Here is an 18718-nt window from a genome sequence, read left to right on the forward strand (position 1 = left end):
AGAAACTATTTTTGTTTTTTTGCCCAAAGCTCCATCTTTCTGTTCAGAACATCCAAAGGAAGACATCCCTGGCTTAAGACTTCGTCATGGAAACTTGCCAGACTAAATTTTGTTCCAAGCTCTTTTTGGTATTTTTCTCTTAATTCTCGGATTCTTAAGGAACCTATTTTGTATCCTAAGGCTTGTCCCGGCATCGCCATATATCTTTCTACTTCTGCAGTGGCAGATGCTTCGTCATAGGAAATGTTGCTTAGGAAATATTTAATAGCTTCTTCTCTCGACATTTTTCCTGTATGAATGCCTGTATCTACAACCAATCTTACCGCTCTCAGCATCTGATCGCTTAAATACCCCATCTTCTGATAAGGATCTGTATATAAGCCAAACTCAGGGCCTAATGTTTCACAGTAATGTGCCCATCCTTCACCATAAGCTCCAAACCATCCAAATCTCATGAATTTAGGAAGTTTTGTATTTTCCTGTTGAAGAGAAACCTGATAATGGTGTCCTGGGATCGCTTCATGAAGGAATAATGACTCCATTCCTGAAGTAACATTGAACTTGGTAGGGTCCGGAAGCGGAACATAAAAAATACCCGGTCTTTTTCCATCAGGAGTTCCCGGCATATATTCTGCACTCGCACTGGCTTCTCTGAACTTTTCCGTCTGTCTGATCTCAAACTTTGTTTTTGGGGTTACATTGAACATCGTTTTCAGCTTTGGAGTAATTTTCGTCAGAATACTATTGAAGCCATTCAAAACATCTTTAGACGTTTTATAAGGCATGGCTTTAGGATCAGTTTTTACAAAAGTGATAAATTCCTCCAGTGTTCCGGTGAAACCTACCTGCTGTTTTACCTTTTCCATTTCTGCGCGAAGCATTGCCACTTGCTGAAGCCCTATTTTGTTGATCTCTTCAGGTGATTTTTTAGTGGTGGTCCAACTTTTTACGTAATATCCATAAATTTCATTTCCGTTGGGAAGGCTGTTATACCCATCCGTGTCTCTTGCTTTTGGAAGATATTCTTTTTCTAAAAACACACCCATTTTGGTATAGGCAGGAATGATTTTCTTAGTAATAGCGTCCTTGTAAAGAGCAGAAAACTTATCCTTCTGAGCCTGTGTGAAACTTTTCGGGAAATTTTTAATCGGGCCATAGAAGATATTCTTTTCCATTTCTGGGGTGATAATCTCCTCAGCTTTCATTTGAGGAATCATTTTTACTACCAGTTTTTTAGGAAGAACAATTTTGTTATTGATTCCTTCTCGGAAATTATCCGTTGCAGCATCCATCCATTCCGGGAATTTTTCCATTCTTTTCAGCCAGTCATTATAATCTTTTTCTGTTTTGAAAGGCTGGTTTCCCTGCGCACTTCCATAAAGAGGAAAGGTAAGAGGAAGGCCTCCAAATTGAGTGAAAGGAATATATTCCGGATGATAGGCGTAGGCTTCAATTTTATCTTTTAAAGTGTAATCCAGAACGTCATACACCACTTTATCCTCATCAGACAGAGTTTTATAATCTACTCGTTCCAATTGTTTCTGCACAGAGTTGTAGAAGGCCACTTCTCCTGAGATAAAATCTTTATCAATATTAATAGGAAGTTGGTCGTTGTATCTTGTATCTCCCTGTGCTGTAGCATCTAAAGGGTATAGTTTAAGATACTGCTCGTAATAATTAGCCGCAATTGAATCCAGATTGCTGGGAGTCACTTTGGTAAGCGGAGAATCCGTTTTTTTACAAGAAGCAAGACCGATCATCAATCCTATTCCTAAAATAGCTTTTGATAAAATTTTTTTCATTTTCAGAATCTTTATAGAACAAAAGTAAGTAATATTGGGAGATTCCTATCCATTGTCTTAATTGATTTTAAAAAAATAATTTTCAAAATCCTTTTAACTTTGAATCAATTTTTTATCTTTGTCTAAACGGTTTAACAATCATATTATTACAGTTCTTTTTTAAGAAAAAATGAAAGGGATTTTAAAAATTTACCATCCGGACGAAACGCTAAAATACAATATCAGAAATACTTATTGTAAAGCAGTCTACAGCAACCAGCAACATTTTTTAGAGGTTGAAATTATAACGGATGACAGTTTGGATCACGTAGATGATGATTCATTACAGTACAACTTTCCGCAGCTTTCACTAGAAATTTTCGATTTCCCTATCGAATCTGCGGAAATAGAAGGCAAAACTATTACAATCAGTGATTCTGATGAAGATACCTATACAGAAGTAGATCTTTTCGATGATGAAGAGGCTTATCTGTATGATAACGAGCTTCTCTTTGAAAAAAATGAAGAAGGAGAGCTTCAGGTAATCTGGAAAGGAACCATTGACGATTTCTATACCGGATCAGACACGCCGATTCCATTTAGATTAAAATGTGAATTCAGCCAGGATGATATTGAGGTAGACGAAGATTAACAAAGTCTCTCAACTTTTTTATAGTGAATTTCTTTTCAAAATTTCTTTTGGAAAGAAATTTGCTATTTGTATAATTGCTAACAAAATTTAAGTGGTTTTTAAGCAATTTTTAAGATATCAATTCATAATATTCCACTACATTTGTCGTTGAAACTTTAATAAAATTCATATTTAATGCTGTTAACGGAACTTTCCCAGATTTTATTTGCGCAAATCGCTACACCCGCAATTGCTACAGACGATTTAGAATTTTCATTTTGGAAGATTATGTTCCACGGAGGAGCTTTCGCTAAAATAGTGATGGTAACTGTATTGTTGTTAGGAATATTTTCTTTATATCTGTTCTTCGAAAGATTTTTCTTTATCAAAAGACTGTCTTCAAAAACAGATTCCAATTTTATGAACAATATTGAAGACTTTATTAAAGCAGGAAAGATAGAAGCGGCTACAGATTACTGTAAAACGCAGAACTCTCCTGAAGGAAGGATTCTTGAAAAAGGAATTTCAAGATTGGGACGACCTGTTTCTGATATTGTAAGCGCTATGGAATCTCAGGCTCAGGTAGAAGTAGCCAATATGGAAAAAAATCTTAACCTTTTGGCTGTTGTACCCAGTATTGCGCCTATGTTGGGACTTTTGGGAACGGTAATCGGGATGATTATTGCTTTCTTCAACTTATCTCATGCAACAGGCTCTTTTTCTCCTAAAACGCTTTCAGAAGGTATTTATACAGCGTTGGGACAGACGGCGGTAGGTTTGGCGGTGGCTATTCCTGCGAACTTCTGCTACAATATCCTTTTAACAAGGATCGATAAGTTTGTATTGAAGGCTCAGAATATGTCCGGAGAATTTTTAGACCTTATCAACAAACCTTTATAATTTTTTCTTATGAAAATTCAGAGAAGAAATAAAGCGAATCCGGAATTCAGTTTAGCAGCGATGACAGACGTTATCCTGTTGATGCTGATTTTCTTTATGATCACCTCGTCGGCAGCCAACCAGAGTGCTATAGATGTAAATTTACCGAAAGCCGGTGCTGCGGATGATAATATTCCAAATCCTGTAACAGTAAGCATTAAACCCGACGGTTCTTTTTTTGTGGATGACAACCCTGTAAACAAAGGAGAACTGGAACAAGTGATTGTCAATAAACTTACGGGGCAGGCAAATAAGTCTTTCACCATCCGAGCAGATGAAAATACACTACATAAAGATGTTGTTTTTGTCATGGAAATTGCTGAAAAACATAAATTTAACATTGCTATTGCAACCGTTAAAGATAAATAACATCTCCGGATTCCCGGAGAGAATTACTTTTTTAAGATGAGAAGCTATACAGCAAATAAAAACGAAGAAAATAAAGACAGAATAAAAAGTGCTCTGCTTTCTATTCTGATCTGGGCCGCCGTTTTGCTTTTTGTTTTTCTATATAAATTGAAGCCCGAACTGGATAAGGAGCCTGAAGTAGTAACAACAATGCTTGTCAACTTCGGAGATAACAGAAACGGAAACGGAATTGAAGAACCTGCTGAACAGCCGGGAAGTTTGGCCGCTGCCACTGAGGACGTTACCCCGGAGCCTGCGGAGACTCCTGTTCCTGAAACAAAAACAGTAGTAAAGCCAGAACCTGCTCCTGAACCTAAGAAAGCTGAAGTGAAGGAAAAAGTGATTACAGGGAACAATTCCAAAACTACGGTTCCTAAAAAAGAGGAAGCAAAAAAAGCTGAAAAAAAGGAAGCAACGAGCACTAGTGCTTCAAAAAACACTAAAAAATCAGGAGCTGCCACAGCCAATTCTAAAACAGGAAATGGTGACGGAAAAGGAAACGCAGCCATAGGAAACCTGATCAAAGGAAGAGGAACCAAAGCAGGAAGTCAGGGAACTGGAGAGGGCATTGGAAATGCTGGAGATCCTTTAGGCGGTGATGGAAATGGAGACAGCAAAGTAGGAATAGACAGAAAGCTGATCGGATATATTCCCGGAACAATGGGAAGAGGAGGAGCACAGCCTTCTCACAGCTGTACAGCCAGCGGATCTATTACCATTGCCTATACAGTAGATAAAGCAGGAAACGTAGTTTCAGCAAGAAGAACGGGAGGTATTTCAGATCCTTGTGTATCTTCTACATCAGTTGCCTGGGTGAAGAAATATGTAAAGGCGGAAAAGGCCAGTACATCATCTACCGGAAGTTATAAAATTACATTCTAAAAATACAAAAGCACTTTATTCAAGTGCTTTTTTTAATTCATTTATTCTGTTAATGACTGGAAGTGCAAAGATTCCGCTGGTCTGGAGATACATCTCATAGAATGTCTTTGCTTTGTCCTGAAAGTCTTTATTCTGATCTTCTCTGCTCTTAAAATAGAAAAGGTTTCCAAGCATTTCGTAATAGTCTTTACGGTCTCTTTCCTGTCTTTCATTAACGAGGGTGATCATTTCTTCTTTTGTCATAGATGCTACTTCTGTGAAGTTCATCTTGAAGATATCTCTCATTAAAGTATCAAAATCAAGTTCTTTCTGCATCAAACTTTCTTCAGGTTTTTCTAAAATAAGTTTTTCCAATGCCTGGGTCAGTTGACGTATAAGTCTTAATGTGAATTCTTTATCTGTAATCATAATGAGGTATTTTGTTACTAAATGCTAAATTGCTAGATTGCGTGGTTATGTGTGCCACTTTATTTGGGCGTATTTTATAAAGTTATCGATTTTTCCTTCTAATAGTCTATTCATTAATATATTTTTAACGGTAAGAACCAGCAACGATCTAACCTGTAACTTTTTCAATTAAGCAAAAAATAGATAAGCTAGTGCAATTGATGTAATAACCCCTACCAAATCGGCCAGAAGCATGGCAATTACCGTATATCTCGTATTCTTAATGGCTACTGCGCCAAAATATACTGCAATCACGTAAAACGTAGTATCTGAACTTCCCTGAAGTACTGCTGCCAATTTTCCCTGGAAGCTGTCTGCTCCGAAAGTAGCCATCGTATCAACCATCATTCCCCTGGCTCCAGAGCCGGATAAAGGTTTAATTAAAGCTGTTGGAAGCCCGTCTACAAATCTTGGATCCATATTGGCAACGTTGGCTACCCATTTCATACCGTCAATAATCACATCAAAAACACCGGAAGTTCTTAATAGAGAAATTGCAATCAACATTCCAACCAGATAAGGGATAATTTTTACACATGTGGTGAATCCTTCTTTCGCTCCTTCAATAAAAGCATCAAAAACATTGATCTTCTTATAAGCCGCACCAAGTACAATGGCAAGAAAGATGAAGAGAATGAGACCGTTGCTTACTACTTTGCTGAAATCATCCAGTTCGTCTTTGCTTAACTTTACCAGATAAACAACCAATAATCCGATAATTGCTGAAATACCTCCTACATAAGCAATCACAACAGGACGAAGAAGGTTGATCTTTTGGTATAAAGACACAATAATCATAGCCGCTAATGTTGCGGTAAAAGTAGCAATCATGCAAGGCAGGAAAATGTCAGTAGGTGTTTTGGAACCCATAGAGGCACGAATGGCAATAATAGAAACGGGAATTAATGTCATTCCACCAGCATGTAAACACAGAAACATGATTTGTGAATTGCTGGCTGTATCTTTATTAGGGTTTAAAGTCTGAAGACTCTCCATTGCTTTTAATCCAAAAGGTGTTGCTGCATTATCGAGACCAAGAAGATTGGCGCTGAAATTCATCAACATGTGTCCGAAAGCCGGATGATTTTTTGGAATGTCTGGAAATAATTTTGAGAAAAAAGGTTGAATCAAACGACTCAAAAGGTTGATTCCGCCTGCTTTTTCAGCAATACTCATGAATCCCATGAATAAAGTCATGATTCCAATTAGTCCAAGACATATTTTTACCGCAGTTTCTGAAGTTCCGATAACACCATCTGCTTCCTGAACACGGTAAACTGCTACATTTTGTTTTAAGGAATCTGTTTTATAGTGAATTCTGCTGTCTGCAAAATCATTTTTCTTCATCAGGCTGTCTTTTATAACAGGAGAAAGGGTGCTCATTGGCTGAGACACAATTTTCACGGTATCGCCGCCTTTTCCTACCACCATATCATTGAAGATGGTTTTGTAGTGGGTTGATGAAATGTATTTTATACTGGCAATGGCAATGGCAATGATAATGAAAGCCGACCAAATTCTGCTGAGAACCATCTGATTGATTTAATTGTTTAAACTTATCAAAAATACTTTAGACCACAAAAATAACTAGAGTCTTTTGTTATTCTGTTGTGAAAGAGAACTAATGACTGATTGTTGGTTTTAGATGTGTTTTGGCGCGATGTCCGCAAAAGATTCTAATAGTTATGCGTGATTTTTTCGTTCGCAAAGGCGTTCGCACTAAGCAAATAATTAGAATTATAGAAGATTGCTGAATGAAATGCCTTTGCGAACGAAAATATGCATAAAGCTTTATATTTCCTTTGCGTATTCGTTGCGTTAAATAATAAAATTACTCTTCCAGGTAAACAAGATAACCTTCAAAGTCGTCGTCCATATTTTTCAGAACTTTGGCATCATCCATTTTTTTGGCTAATCCATCCACAAAAAAGCTTTTTTCGAAAAACTGACGGTGAACTCCAGGGAGAAGATCCATGAAATAATCCATGCCGAATTTGTTGTTATGGAGGTCCATTTTGGTTTCCAAAGGTTTGTTGGGGAAAAGCTCTTCATGCATATCGGTCATTCTTTTACAGAATTCCAATGCTTTTTTAGGAGATGACACCTTGCAGCAGTACATCATAATAAAACAGCACCACAGTGCGTGTCTGAAAGCATTTCCAATACCGTTATTGGAGGCAGTGGCAGGAAATTTTTTCTGAGCAATGGTGTAAGCTTTCAGGGTAGCATGAAAACTCAGAATGGCAAAAAGAGGATGGGGGAGAACCAGCGATAAAAGACGGATAATCTTTTTAAAGCTCATGCTCCTGATGGTATTGAAAAATATCTTAAAAGTCCTCATAAATAAAAAATCTCTCCCCAATTAGAGAGAGATTGTATTGTTTTTGTTACAGATATTACGCTTTTACAGCTAATAAATTAACTGTTTTGGCAACAGTATCCTGGATTTCAGTTCTTTTTACGATGAAATCTACAAATCCTTTTTCCTGTAAGAATTCTGAAGTCTGGAATCCTTCTGGTAAATCTCTACCGATTGTTTCGCGGATAACTCTTGGTCCCGCAAAACCGATAAGAGCTCCCGGTTCTGCCATAATGATATCAGCAGTCATTGCAAAAGAAGCTGTAATTCCTCCAAAAGTTGGGTCGCAAAGGTAAGCGATATACAACAATCCTGCCTCTGAAAGCTGTGCCAATTTAGCCTGAACCTTTGCCAACTGCATCAAAGAGTAAGTAGCTTCCTGCATTCTTGCTCCTCCAGACTGACAGATGATCATATAAGGAAGTTTGTTTGCAATACAGTAATCTATTGCTCTTCTGATCTTTTCTCCCATTACAGAACCTAAAGAACCACCAATGAAAGCAAAATCCATACAAGAAACTACCATTTCAGTTCCTTTTACGGTTCCTACAGCATTTCTGATAGAGTCTGTAAGTTTTGTTTTTGCTTTTACTTCTTTTAAACGGTCTTTGTAAGGTTTTGTATCTTTGAAGTTCAGGATATCAATACTTTCAACGTTGGCATCCAGTTCGGTGAATTTACCGCCGTCAAAAAGGATGTCAAAAAATTCCGCACTTCCTATTCTTACATGAAATCCATCTTCAGGAGAAACATAGTTATTTCTCTTTAGTTCATCATGTTCCACAACTTTTCCGGATGGAGTCTGATGCCAAAGACCTTTGGGAACGTCTTTTTTTTCATCAGTAGAGGTGGTAATGTTTTTTGCTTTTCTTTTAAACCAGTCGAATGCCATTTTTTATGAGTATTAATGTATAAATGTAAAATGTATTAATGTAAATGCATTCTATACGAATACTGCTTACATTAATACAAATCTACAGTTCTTATTTTAAAGTATTTACGTTATTTAAATCTTCAAATGCTTGTACCAATCTTGTAGAGAAAGTTTCTTCACCTTTTCTTACCCATGTTCTTGGGTCATAGAATTTTTTGTTAGGTTTTTCTTCTCCTTCAGGGTTTCCGATCTGAGATCTTAAGTAATCAATATTGTTTACCATATAATCTCTGATTCCTTCTGTATAAGCAAACTGAAGGTCAGTATCGATGTTCATTTTGATTACTCCGTAGTCAATTGCTTCTCTGATCTCTTCCAAAGTAGATCCAGAACCTCCGTGGAATACGAAATTAACAGGCTTAGCTGCTGTTCCGAATTTCTCCTGAACATATTTCTGAGAATTGTCAAGGATTTTTGGAGTAAGAACTACGTTTCCTGGTTTGTAAACTCCGTGTACGTTACCGAAAGCGGCAGCGATAGTGAAGTTATCAGAAATAGCTTTTAGTTTTTCGTAAGTATAAGCGATGTCTTCAGGCTGAGTATATAATTTTGAGTTGTCAACGTCTGAGTTGTCAACACCGTCTTCTTCTCCTCCGGTAACTCCGATTTCTACTTCAAGAGTCATCTGAAGTTTTGCCATTCTTTCGAAATATTGAGCTGAAATCTCAAGGTTTTCTTCTAAAGACTCTTCAGAAAGGTCTAACATGTGAGAAGAATAAAGAGATTTTCCTGTTTGCTTGAAGTGTTCTTCGTTAGCATCCATTAAACCATCAATCCAAGGAAGTAATTTCTTTGCACAGTGGTCTGTATGTAGAATTACTGTTGCTCCGTAAGCCTCAGCAAGAGTATGAATGTGTTTAGCACCTGCGATAGCTCCTAAGATTGCAGACTTTTGCCCATCGTTACTTAGTCCTTTCCCTGCATTGAAAGAAGCTCCACCATTTGAAAACTGAATAATTACAGGAGAGTTTAATTTCGCTGCTGTTTCCATTACAGCGTTAATGTTGCTTGATCCAATTACGTTGACTGCAGGTAATGCAAATTTGTTTTCTTTAGCATACTGAAAGATATCAGTAACTAACTGACCTGTGGCAACTCCTGCCGGAAAAATTCTGCTCATGTTTTACGTTTTATTATAAATTTATTAGGTGTTTAATTTCGTGTAAAGGTAATCATTTTTAAGAAATGACTAATTTCTTTTGTCTCTTCCCCAAAGAAGCTTCTGACGGATGGTTTCATAGAAACTTAAGCTGTTGGGCTGTACCAGAAGAAGTTGAAATTTTGCCTTCTTAATGATAATTTCCTTATCGGTTTCTATATGTATCAGTCGGGAATCCAGAGAAAGGGAATATTGAGGTACACGGCTTTCCACCCGGAATTTTATTTCTACTTTATCATTTACTACTAAAGGTCTCACATTCAGATTATGAGGAGCAATAGGAGTGATGACAAAATTTTCGTTGTTGGGAGAAATGATTGGCCCGCCACAACTCAGTGAGTAGGCGGTAGAACCGGTTGGTGTTGAGATGATTACCCCGTCCCCCCAAAATACATTCAGAAACTCATCATTGATATATGAATCTACGGTAATCATGGAGGTGGTTTCTTTTCTGGAGACGGTAACGTCATTCAGAGCGTAAGGAAAAAATCCTTCCAGATTGGGCGAAACAACTTCAATAACTGAACGTCGGCTTGTTTTTACGTCTCCTTTTAAAATAGAGTCCAGCTCTTTAAAAGCCTCTTCTTTGGTGAAAAATGCTAAAAACCCAAGTCTCCCTGTATTTACGCCTACTACAGGAATTTCAAGATCTTCGATAAAGGTAAGTGAGTTTACAATGGTTCCATCTCCACCGAAAGTAAAGAACAGATCAACCTCTTTATCCAGAAGGTCCTGTTTGGAATTGAACGTTTCGAATATTTTTGAAAACTGAAGAGCTTCAGCCATTTCATCGTACAGAACAGATTTTACACCTCTGGTTTCAAGTTCAGAGATAAACTTGCTTAAATATAAAAAAGTATCAAGATCTTTTTTCTGAGAATATATGGCTGCCTTCATGTTATATTTCTATGAATTTTTGGAAAAAACCGAACCGGTCTTTAAACAGATCGGATTTCTCATCAGAATAATATTTTTCAACAATTCTGTAGTCGTACCGGTCAAAAGTTGAGTCTATCGAGGCCAGATTTTCATTGCTGATCTTAATGGTGATATGAATCACTTCATCAGACATAAAGCTTATAAATCCCCCATAAAATTTTGAGTTGTTGCTCTCAATAATATTGGCAATCTCCGTCATAGAGTACTTTCTTGCAGGGGTTTCTACTGTAAGGATGGCTCCTGATTCTGAAAACAGCGGGTAACGAGACAAATCCTGAAAGATATCTTCACAGGTAATGTACCCCAGATACTTTTCATTTTTGTTGATCACCGGGATCACATTGGAACTGAAAGTATAAAACAGACGAATGCTGTCCATAATATTATTGTCTTCCAGAATGGCAAAGCGCTCAATCTGATGTTCCAGATCCTTAAGTGTTCCTCTGTCTTCTTCATACAGAAAATCCTTGGCAATAGCCCCATAAAAGTGCTGGGATTTTTTGATGAAAACATGGGAATATCCGAAATCTTCCAACATATTTCTGGCCGACTCTATAGAATCAGACAGGCTAAAACACGGGAAATCTTTTGAGATATAGTCCTTGATAAACATTGTGCTAATTTATAAAAAATTAAATGAAACTTTTTCTGAAACTACGCTTTTTTTTCGATAAAAAGAAAAAAAATGACGTTAAAATTTGTTTGTAAAGAAAAAAAAGGTACCTTTGTCGCCTTTCATTTTTACTTTTTATTAGATTTATTTCAAACTGCACTGTCTACTAACGACATATGCAGTTTTTTTATTTTAGAGCTTTTGCAAATTCCCACATCACAATTCCGGCACACACACTTACATTAAGAGAATGCTTGGTTCCAAGCTGAGGAATTTCTAAAAATACATCAATATTGGGTAATACTTCATCACTGATTCCTTCTACTTCATTACCTAAAACCAAAGCATATTTTTTTGATCTGTCGATCGTAAAATCAGTGATAAGCTGACTGTCGGTTGTCTGTTCAATTCCTATAATTTCATAGCCTTTGCTCTTAAGATCTGCAATCGCATTATTGGTGTCTCCGTCATGTGACCAGTCTACACTTTCTGTAGCCCCCAATGCTGCTTTATGAATCTCGCGGTGGGGCGGTTGCGGGGTAATTCCGCAAAGGATTATTTTTTCAATCAGAAAAGCATCGGCCGTTCTGAATGCCGCACCTACGTTGTGCATGCTTCTGATATTATCTAAAATGATAACTAATGGAATTTTTTCAACCTTCTTAAATGTTTCTACATCTATTCTGTTCAGTTCTTCCAGTTTTAGTTTCTGTACCAATTGTATTATTTTGTTGAGATTAATTTTCCGTCTCTATAGACCTCTGTTTTTTCAATGCTTCCGTCTTCGCGGTAGTGAACTCTCGTTCCGTTTCTTTTATCGTTGGCGAATTCTGTTTCGCGTTGAATTTTTCCTGATGAGTAAAGGACTTTCCATTTTCCTGTAGCCAGGCCGTTGTCATACTGCCCAATTTCTTTTACCGATTTTCCATCCTCATGGAAGGTTCTGCTTTCTCCCTGTAATTTATTGAATTTATAGTTGGATATTTCAGTTATTTTGCCTGTGGGAGAGTAAAAAGTGGCAGTAAGACTATTGTCATAAATATTTTTTTCACCATTTCTGAAAACCTCTTCCGAAGTCATCACCCCATTTTTATCATAATAAGTCCATTTTTTAACTTTGAATCCTTTTTTATATTCTCCTTTGGACTGTATTTTTCCGTCTTCGTAGTAGAAAATGGCATCACCTTCAAATTTCCCTTTCTTCCATTCAACGGAATTTTTTACCTGTCCGTTTTCATAGAACTCTTTACAGGTTCCTTCCTGCAATCCGTCTTTATAACCGCAAGGTTTCTGTGCAGATATTATGACTGAAGTGGAAAAAAATAAAAGGAAAATGTATTTCATCGCTATTTTTATTTCAAAAATAGTAAAATACTTATATTTGACTCAAAAATAGCTGTGAAAAAATTATTTACTTTATTCATACTGCTGATTGTTTTTGCTTTGTCAAAAGCTCAGAATACATACTATCCTCAAGTTTTTTTTGATAAAAAATTAGCCCGTGATATGCTGGGATTTGGAAATTCTACGATTGAAGGGGTAGCTTCTACCAAACAAAAAAATAACTGGGGCATCAAGCCATTGCTGGGTGAAAAGCATTATGCACCTAAAGGAACGGTTGTGATGCTTTTTCCTGTAACTGCTTATTTTGAGGAATTTTATAATATGAGAAAAAAGTATGAAAACAAAAAAACAACAGTATATATGTCTGAAGAGGCTTTTAAATACAGGGTGGAAGCTTTAACGGATGATCATGGCAGATTTAAATTTGAAAAGCTGAAACCCGGGAAATATTACCTTGAAACGATCGTCAATTTTACAGCAACGGCAAGCTATCAGCAGCAGACCGGCACATCAAGTGCTTATAACGGATACGGAGCTTATCTGTATTCAACACCTATATACAGTACATTTTTCTACGGATATTCTGCTGCCAATAGGGAAAGCAAATTTGTAGAAATAAAACAGGACGGAGAACTCAAAGAAATCAAGCTTTAACAGCTTGATTTTTATTTTCTGTTCATAATCTGATGTACATTCTTCTCAATATTCTGAGCTAAAGTCTCCATTGGAATATCATTTTCATCATTATTGAACGGATCTTCAATTTCTTCTGCAATAAGTTCAAGACTCATCAGTACATAATATACAAAAACAGTAAGCGGAATCATAAAAAGTCCAATGTTGATGACGTAGGCTATTGGTAAAGCAAAAACGTAGAGAATAATAAACTTCTTAATAAAAGATGAATAAGAATAAGGAATAGGGGTGTTTTTAATTCTTTCACATCCTCCGCAAACATCAAGAAAACCCGAAAGTTGAGAATCCAGGTAGAGCATTTCAATTTCGGAAATTTTTCCTTCTTTTTTTAGCTGATTCAGTTTATGGGTTAATAGAATGATCATTTCACTTGGACCGTGATTGGTCAGTGTTTTTTCGATCTCCGAATAATCCTCATCCAAGGCTAATCTTGTAGATTCTTTAGAAAGATGCTTGGCTAGAAAATGAGGAAAATACTTCAGATATCTTGCAATCTGTTCCGCATCCTGGCGATTGTTACCAAGGATTGTATTGATTTTTATTGAAAAATTACGGGTATCATTGACCAGTTTCCCCCAAAGTTTTCTACCTTCCCACCATCTGTCGTAGGCTGTATTGGTTCTGAAAACCAATAGAAGAGAAAGTACAAAACCCAACAAAGAATGGATCATTCCCACATTGCTTACCCCGGATTTTGAAGTAAGATGCAGATATTCAACCTCTACATATTGAATCCCCCAAGAATACAATCCTACAAGGATCATACTAGGAAAAAGAATTTTTAAAGTATCACTTTTGTGTAAACTAAAAAGTATTTTAAGGAAATGTTTGGTATTATAGACTCTCATAAATTCGCTTAATAAGGCAAATATAATTTTTTTTCGGTTAGCATCGGATTATGGGAATCCGTAAAAAAAGATTCCAGAAACCTGTTTATTTTGTCGCAAAAATAAAGATGGGATATTACAGAAAAGGACATTTCAGGAGAAATGGAACCTGGGTCAGTGGCCATTACGTGAATACGTATGGAAGAAATAAAAGACGCAACAGTTCAAAAGGCTGTTCCGTTATCTTTTGGGGAGGAATTATCTCGCTGATTTTTTACCTCTTATAATAACAAAAGTATATTAACAAAAATTAAAGCATTCTGTAGATCTGTACAAACCTTAGCATCTACGGGAATTAATTAGTTGTATTAAGGTCTTTCTATTTTTAAACTTCTTCGTTTTTCAAAAAAATACTATTTTTATTTCGCCAAAATACAAAATACATGATCCTCGAAAACGTAGATGTTGTTAATGATATCAGTAAAGAAGATTTTCAGAAAAATTATTTTAAAAAACAGAAACCTCTTTTAATCAGGAATTTCGCCAGCCGTTGGGACGCATTTGATCAATGGAATCTGGCTTATATCCGTGAAAAAGCAGGAGACCAGGAAGTACCTCTGTATGACAATAAACCCGCTGATGCCGCCAAAAGTTCTGATGCTCCGGTCATGTATATGAAGATGAAGGAGTATATTGATACGATAAAAAGTAACCCTTCTGATCTGCGAATCTTCTTCTATATTATCACCGACCGGCTTCCGGAGCTTCTGAAAAATTTTATTTATCCGGATTTAGGAATGAAGTTTTTCAAAAGACTACCGACTTTATTCTTCGGTGGAAGTGAGGCTCATGTATTAATGCATTATGATGTGGATCTGGGAGATTTTATGCATATTCATTTTGAAGGTAAAAAACGTATTCTGCTGTTTGATCAGAAACAGTCTCCTTTTTTATATAAAGTTCCTCTATCTGTCCACACTATCTATGATGTAGATTATGAAAATCCTGACTATGAAAAATTCCCGGCATTGCAATATGCAAAAGGCTATGAAATCTTTATGGAACATGGAGATGCACTTTTCATTCCAGGGGCATTCTGGCATTTTAACAGATACCTTGAACCAGGCTTTTCTTTTTCTCTAAGAGCTCTTCCTAATAAACCGAATGTTTTCGCCAATATGCTATATCATGTTTTCATTATGCGATATACGGATAAACTTATGCGTAAACTTTTCAAAGCCAAATGGATCAATTATAAGCAGAAATGGGCCTACAAGAAAAGCTCCGAGGCTTTGGAAAAACATCTTTCTGAAAGATAAGAAGTAGAGTTTAGATAATTTTAACGCATTGAACACAAGTTTAGAGCTTGTCTGTTTATAAAGGTTCGCAAATGCGTTTCACTCAGCGAGGAAAACACTTCATTTGTTAAATGAAATGCCTTTACGAACGAAAATAAGAAGAATCGATCTCAGTTTTCTTTGTCTCTTTACGTTGAATTTAGGATCAATTTATTTATTGATAAGACCAAAAATTGTTGCGTCTACAAATTTCCCTTTTTCAAAAAAGAAATCTTTTAAAGTCCCTTCTTTGCTGAAGTTTAAAGATGATAACAGTCTTTCTGAGGAAATATTGGAAGGATCAATGAATGCATCTACCCGGTGAAGCCTCATTGTTTCAAAACCGAATGTGAGAATGGGAAGAATGGCTTCTTTCATATAAGACTGGCGCCAGAATTTAGGATTGAGTTCATAGCCGATTTCAGCTCGGAAATGCTCCCGGTACCAGTTGTGATAGCCACAGGTACCAATAACTTTATTCTCCGATTTTAGCTCCAGAGCCCATCTGAAGCCTTTTCCTTTTTCAAACTCACCATTGAAGTGCTTAATAATACGCTGTGAATCTTCCAAGGTCTTGAATGTATCCAAATCATAGTATTCCATGACGTCATCCAGGGAAAAATATTCAAAAAGATCATCAGTATCATTAAAGGTAAGTTGTCGTAAAATAAGCCTTTCGGTCTCTAAAACAGGAAATTCCATAATAAGATGTGATTTTATGGTGAAAATACAACTTATTAATGATAGGAAAAAGTGAAGAATATTAACCGGAAAACAATACTCTCACCGTGAATTTATTTTTTTAAATTTGGGGCTCATTTTTTACTATGGCAAAATCGAAGAAGGAAACCCCACTAATGACGCAGTACAATACCATCAAAGGTAAATACCCTGATGCGCTTTTACTTTTCAGAGTAGGGGACTTTTATGAAACTTTTGGGCAGGATGCGGTGAGAACATCCCAAATTCTGGGCATTGTGCTTACCAAAAGAAATAACGGTGAAGGAAGTGTAGAGCTTGCCGGATTCCCGCATCATTCCATTGATTCTTATCTTCCAAAATTGGTAAGAGCAGGAATGAGAGTCGCAATCTGTGATCAGTTGGAAGACCCGAAAATGGTAAAAGGAATTGTAAAAAGAGGTGTTACCGAGTTGGTTACCCCTGGAGTAACATTCAATGATCAGGTTTTAAATTCTAAAAAGAATAATTTTCTTCTTTCTTTACACAAGGAGAAAGAAAAATACGGAATTGCTTTAGTAGATATCTCTACGGGAGAATTTTTGGTAAGTGAAGGGAACCTTGAAAAGCTGTTACATATTGTCAATACTTTTGATCCCAGCGAAATCATTTTCCAAAGAAGCGCACAGATTCCGGAACAGTTTAAAAATAAAAATGCTTTTAAACTTGAAGACTGGGCTTTCCAATATAATTTTGCCTACGAAAAATTAACCAATCACTTTAAAACCAATTCCTTAAAAGGTTTTGGTGTAGAAAATTTTCCATTAGCCATTACTGCAGCAGGAGCCATTTTTGCGTATCTGGTGGAAGATACTCATCATAATCTGCTTTCCCATATTACAAAACTTCAGATCATTCCACAGGAAGATTATCTGATGATGGATAATTTTACCTTGAGAAATCTTGAAATCGTTTATCCAAGTAATCCTCAGGGAAAATCTTTACTGGATATTATCGACAAAACTTCTACTCCAATGGGTGGAAGGTTGCTGAGACGAAGAATTATTCTTCCTCTGAAATCGGTAGATGAGATCATGAGAAGACTTTCCCTGATCGATTTTTTAAACGAAAATGATCCTCTGAAATATGAGATCTGCCAACTTTTGAAATCAATCTCCGATCTTGACCGATTGATGGGAAAACTGGCTGCAGAGAAAATTTCACCTAAAGAATTGGGATATCTGCGCCAAAGTTTAATTAATATCCATACAATCAAAGCGTTATTGCATCCTCACGCTGATGTGCTGGCTTGGCTGGAACCCTTATTTGATTTGGAAGAGCTGATCAAATTCCTGCAGAATCATCTGAATGAAGAACTTCCGGTAAGCATTGCAAAAGGAAACATCATCAAAGAAGGAGTTTCGGAAGAACTTGACAGGCTGCGAAATCTACAAAGCAAAGGCCGTGGATTTCTGGATGAAATGTGCCAGAGAGAAATTGAAAGAACCGGAATTACAAGCCTTAAAATAGACTTCAATAATGTTTTTGGATATTATATTGAGGTAAGAAACACTCATAAAGACAAAGTTCCTGATGACTGGGTAAGAAAACAGACTTTAGTGAATGCTGAAAGATATATTACCGAGGAATTAAAAGAATACGAAAACCAAATTTTGGGTGCTGAAGAAAAAATCGGCGTTCTGGAAACTTCTCTGTACAGGAATGTATGTGCAGAAACAATGGTTTATATTGATCAGATTCAGGGGAATTCCAATATTATTGCTCAACTTGATGTAGCAGCCGGTTTATCTGAGCTTGCTGTTTCGGAAAGCTATACAAAACCTATTCTGAATGACGGCTATGCCATCGATCTGAAAGAAGCAAGGCACCCGATTATTGAAAACGCCCTTCCATTAGGAGAAAAATACATCCCAAATGATATCTTTTTGGATAAAGATTCACAACAGATCATCATGGTGACAGGGCCCAATATGGCTGGTAAGTCTGCAATTCTTCGTCAAACGGCTATTGTATGCCTGTTGGCTCAGATTGGAAGTTTTGTTCCCGCAAAACATGCTGAAATTGGAATGTTGGATAAGATTTTTACAAGAGTAGGGGCAACGGATAATATTTCAGCGGGAGAATCTACTTTCATGGTAGAAATGAATGAAGCAGCCAATATTCTGAACAATATTTCGGAACGAAGCCTTATTTTACTGGATGAAATCGGGCGTGGAACTTCCACGTATGACGGGGTTTCTATTGCATGGGCAATTGCAGAATATTTGCACCAGCATCCTACTCAGGCTAAAACGCTGTTTGCCACCCATTATCATGAACTGAATGAAATGACCGTTAACTTCGAAAGGGTGAAGAACTTTCATGTCTCTATTCAGGAGAATAAAGGGAATATTATCTTCCTTAGAAAGTTGGTTCCTGGAGGAAGTGAACACAGTTTTGGTATTCATGTCGCCAAACTGGCGGGAATGCCTGCAAAAGTAGTAAGCAGAGCCAATGAAATTCTGAAAACACTTGAAGCAAGTAGAACGCAGGGAAGCGGAAGCACTTCAGAAAGCATTAAAAGAGTAACTGAAGAAAATATGCAGCTTTCTTTCTTTCAGTTAGATGATCCGGTTCTGGAGAATATTCGTGAAGAGCTGACAAAAATAGATATCAACACACTTACACCTATTGAAGCTTTAATGAAGCTTAACGCAATAAAAAAAATGATTGGAGGTTAATCC

The 18718-nt window shown here is 36.8% G+C and carries 20 protein-coding genes; 8 read left to right on the plus strand and 12 right to left on the minus strand.

The window, feature by feature from the left end; all coding sequences use genetic code 11:
- Window positions 1-5: 5 nt before the first annotated feature.
- Window positions 6-1802: a DUF885 domain-containing protein gene (locus tag ACQ76T_RS14030; RefSeq protein ID WP_431343925.1), complete on the minus strand. Its 1797-nt coding sequence runs from the start codon at window positions 1800-1802 to the stop codon at window positions 6-8.
- Between the two features lie 169 nt (window positions 1803-1971).
- Between ACQ76T_RS14030 and ACQ76T_RS14035 the strand changes: the two genes are divergently transcribed.
- From ACQ76T_RS14035 to ACQ76T_RS14050, 4 genes are all read left to right on the plus strand, one after another.
- A complete protein-coding gene (locus tag ACQ76T_RS14035) occupies window positions 1972-2433 on the plus strand; it encodes a hypothetical protein (RefSeq protein ID WP_431343926.1) in 462 nt (153 codons plus the stop codon).
- A gap of 174 nt (window positions 2434-2607) precedes the next feature.
- Window positions 2608-3312, plus strand: a complete 705-nt coding sequence (locus tag ACQ76T_RS14040; RefSeq protein ID WP_431343927.1) for a MotA/TolQ/ExbB proton channel family protein — start codon at window positions 2608-2610, stop codon at window positions 3310-3312.
- Between the two features lie 9 nt (window positions 3313-3321).
- On the plus strand, window positions 3322-3720 hold the full coding sequence (locus tag ACQ76T_RS14045; RefSeq protein WP_431343928.1) for an ExbD/TolR family protein: 399 nt from the start codon (window positions 3322-3324) through the stop codon (window positions 3718-3720).
- Window positions 3721-3756: 36 nt separating this feature from the next.
- Window positions 3757-4641 carry a ferric siderophore ABC transporter substrate-binding protein gene (locus ACQ76T_RS14050; protein ID WP_431343929.1) on the plus strand — a complete coding sequence of 295 codons (885 nt, stop codon included), beginning with the start codon at window positions 3757-3759 and terminating at the stop codon, window positions 4639-4641.
- Window positions 4642-4656: 15 nt separating this feature from the next.
- On the opposite strand, the gene ACQ76T_RS14055 is transcribed toward ACQ76T_RS14050, so the two are convergent.
- The 9 genes from ACQ76T_RS14055 to ACQ76T_RS14095 all read right to left on the minus strand — a co-directional run bounded on the left by ACQ76T_RS14055 (window position 4657) and on the right by ACQ76T_RS14095 (window position 12436).
- Window positions 4657-5049, minus strand: a complete 393-nt coding sequence (locus ACQ76T_RS14055; RefSeq protein WP_431343930.1) for a hypothetical protein — start codon at window positions 5047-5049, stop codon at window positions 4657-4659.
- A 168-nt stretch (window positions 5050-5217) separates the two neighbouring features.
- Window positions 5218-6621: a nucleoside recognition domain-containing protein gene (locus ACQ76T_RS14060; RefSeq protein ID WP_431343931.1), complete on the minus strand. Its 1404-nt coding sequence runs from the start codon at window positions 6619-6621 to the stop codon at window positions 5218-5220.
- Window positions 6622-6919: 298 nt separating this feature from the next.
- Entirely contained in the window at window positions 6920-7429 is a 510-nt protein-coding gene (locus tag ACQ76T_RS14065) for a DUF6973 domain-containing protein (RefSeq protein WP_431343932.1), read from the minus strand.
- 55 nt (window positions 7430-7484) lie between these two features.
- Complete coding sequence (accD, locus tag ACQ76T_RS14070; protein ID WP_431343933.1) at window positions 7485-8339, minus strand: acetyl-CoA carboxylase, carboxyltransferase subunit beta; 855 nt, start codon at window positions 8337-8339, stop codon at window positions 7485-7487.
- 91 nt (window positions 8340-8430) lie between these two features.
- Window positions 8431-9501, minus strand: coding sequence for a class II fructose-bisphosphate aldolase (fbaA, locus tag ACQ76T_RS14075; RefSeq protein ID WP_431343934.1), 1071 nt, complete (start codon window positions 9499-9501; stop codon window positions 8431-8433).
- A gap of 69 nt (window positions 9502-9570) precedes the next feature.
- Entirely contained in the window at window positions 9571-10437 is an 867-nt protein-coding gene (locus ACQ76T_RS14080; protein WP_422695459.1) for an NAD kinase, read from the minus strand.
- Window position 10438: 1 nt separating this feature from the next.
- On the minus strand, window positions 10439-11092 hold the full coding sequence (locus tag ACQ76T_RS14085; RefSeq protein ID WP_431343935.1) for a CBS domain-containing protein: 654 nt from the start codon (window positions 11090-11092) through the stop codon (window positions 10439-10441).
- A 187-nt stretch (window positions 11093-11279) separates the two neighbouring features.
- Window positions 11280-11810: an RNA methyltransferase gene (locus ACQ76T_RS14090; RefSeq protein WP_431343936.1), complete on the minus strand. Its 531-nt coding sequence runs from the start codon at window positions 11808-11810 to the stop codon at window positions 11280-11282.
- Window positions 11811-11815: 5 nt separating this feature from the next.
- On the minus strand, window positions 11816-12436 hold the full coding sequence (locus tag ACQ76T_RS14095) for a toxin-antitoxin system YwqK family antitoxin (RefSeq protein WP_431343937.1): 621 nt from the start codon (window positions 12434-12436) through the stop codon (window positions 11816-11818).
- 54 nt (window positions 12437-12490) lie between these two features.
- Here ACQ76T_RS14095 and ACQ76T_RS14100 point away from each other — a divergent pair, with 54 nt between their 5' ends.
- The gene (locus tag ACQ76T_RS14100) at window positions 12491-13090 is read left to right on the plus strand and encodes a hypothetical protein (RefSeq protein WP_431343938.1); all 600 of its coding nucleotides are present in this window, start codon (window positions 12491-12493) and stop codon (window positions 13088-13090) included.
- Window positions 13091-13101: 11 nt separating this feature from the next.
- Here the strand turns inward: ACQ76T_RS14100 and ACQ76T_RS14105 are convergent, their stop codons facing one another.
- Window positions 13102-13980: a bestrophin family protein gene (locus ACQ76T_RS14105; RefSeq protein ID WP_431343939.1), complete on the minus strand. Its 879-nt coding sequence runs from the start codon at window positions 13978-13980 to the stop codon at window positions 13102-13104.
- Between the two features lie 50 nt (window positions 13981-14030).
- Between ACQ76T_RS14105 and ACQ76T_RS14110 the strand changes: the two genes are divergently transcribed.
- The gene (locus tag ACQ76T_RS14110) at window positions 14031-14246 is read left to right on the plus strand and encodes a hypothetical protein (protein ID WP_431343940.1); all 216 of its coding nucleotides are present in this window, start codon (window positions 14031-14033) and stop codon (window positions 14244-14246) included.
- Between the two features lie 156 nt (window positions 14247-14402).
- Window positions 14403-15278, plus strand: a complete 876-nt coding sequence (locus ACQ76T_RS14115; RefSeq protein WP_431343941.1) for a cupin-like domain-containing protein — start codon at window positions 14403-14405, stop codon at window positions 15276-15278.
- A 189-nt stretch (window positions 15279-15467) separates the two neighbouring features.
- Here ACQ76T_RS14115 and ACQ76T_RS14120 read toward each other — a convergent pair whose 3' ends face one another.
- A complete protein-coding gene (locus tag ACQ76T_RS14120) occupies window positions 15468-15998 on the minus strand; it encodes a GNAT family N-acetyltransferase (RefSeq protein ID WP_431343942.1) in 531 nt (176 codons plus the stop codon).
- A gap of 125 nt (window positions 15999-16123) precedes the next feature.
- On the opposite strand from ACQ76T_RS14120, the gene mutS reads away from it, so the two are divergent.
- A complete protein-coding gene (gene mutS, locus ACQ76T_RS14125; RefSeq protein ID WP_431343943.1) occupies window positions 16124-18715 on the plus strand; it encodes a DNA mismatch repair protein MutS in 2592 nt (863 codons plus the stop codon).
- Window positions 18716-18718 lie beyond the last annotated feature (3 nt).

This window comes from Chryseobacterium sp. JK1 (assembly GCF_050632815.1).
In the GTDB taxonomy this organism is placed as follows: domain Bacteria; phylum Bacteroidota; class Bacteroidia; order Flavobacteriales; family Weeksellaceae; genus Chryseobacterium.

Coding starts and splice junctions, on each gene's coding strand:
- ACQ76T_RS14030 (WP_431343925.1), bottom strand. CDS start 1,802: ATGAAAAAAATTTTATCAAAAGCTATTTTAGGAATAGGATTGATGATC.
- ACQ76T_RS14035 (WP_431343926.1), top strand. CDS start 1,972: ATGAAAGGGATTTTAAAAATTTACCATCCGGACGAAACGCTAAAATAC.
- ACQ76T_RS14040 (WP_431343927.1), top strand. CDS start 2,608: ATGCTGTTAACGGAACTTTCCCAGATTTTATTTGCGCAAATCGCTACA.
- ACQ76T_RS14045 (WP_431343928.1), top strand. CDS start 3,322: ATGAAAATTCAGAGAAGAAATAAAGCGAATCCGGAATTCAGTTTAGCA.
- ACQ76T_RS14050 (WP_431343929.1), top strand. CDS start 3,757: ATGAGAAGCTATACAGCAAATAAAAACGAAGAAAATAAAGACAGAATA.
- ACQ76T_RS14055 (WP_431343930.1), bottom strand. CDS start 5,049: ATGATTACAGATAAAGAATTCACATTAAGACTTATACGTCAACTGACC.
- ACQ76T_RS14060 (WP_431343931.1), bottom strand. CDS start 6,621: ATGGTTCTCAGCAGAATTTGGTCGGCTTTCATTATCATTGCCATTGCC.
- ACQ76T_RS14065 (WP_431343932.1), bottom strand. CDS start 7,429: ATGAGGACTTTTAAGATATTTTTCAATACCATCAGGAGCATGAGCTTT.
- accD (WP_431343933.1), bottom strand. CDS start 8,339: ATGGCATTCGACTGGTTTAAAAGAAAAGCAAAAAACATTACCACCTCT.
- fbaA (WP_431343934.1), bottom strand. CDS start 9,501: ATGAGCAGAATTTTTCCGGCAGGAGTTGCCACAGGTCAGTTAGTTACT.
- ACQ76T_RS14080 (WP_422695459.1), bottom strand. CDS start 10,437: ATGAAGGCAGCCATATATTCTCAGAAAAAAGATCTTGATACTTTTTTA.
- ACQ76T_RS14085 (WP_431343935.1), bottom strand. CDS start 11,092: ATGTTTATCAAGGACTATATCTCAAAAGATTTCCCGTGTTTTAGCCTG.
- ACQ76T_RS14095 (WP_431343937.1), bottom strand. CDS start 12,436: ATGAAATACATTTTCCTTTTATTTTTTTCCACTTCAGTCATAATATCT.
- ACQ76T_RS14105 (WP_431343939.1), bottom strand. CDS start 13,980: ATGAGAGTCTATAATACCAAACATTTCCTTAAAATACTTTTTAGTTTA.
- ACQ76T_RS14110 (WP_431343940.1), top strand. CDS start 14,031: ATGGGAATCCGTAAAAAAAGATTCCAGAAACCTGTTTATTTTGTCGCA.
- ACQ76T_RS14115 (WP_431343941.1), top strand. CDS start 14,403: ATGATCCTCGAAAACGTAGATGTTGTTAATGATATCAGTAAAGAAGAT.
- ACQ76T_RS14120 (WP_431343942.1), bottom strand. CDS start 15,998: ATGGAATTTCCTGTTTTAGAGACCGAAAGGCTTATTTTACGACAACTT.
- mutS (WP_431343943.1), top strand. CDS start 16,124: ATGGCAAAATCGAAGAAGGAAACCCCACTAATGACGCAGTACAATACC.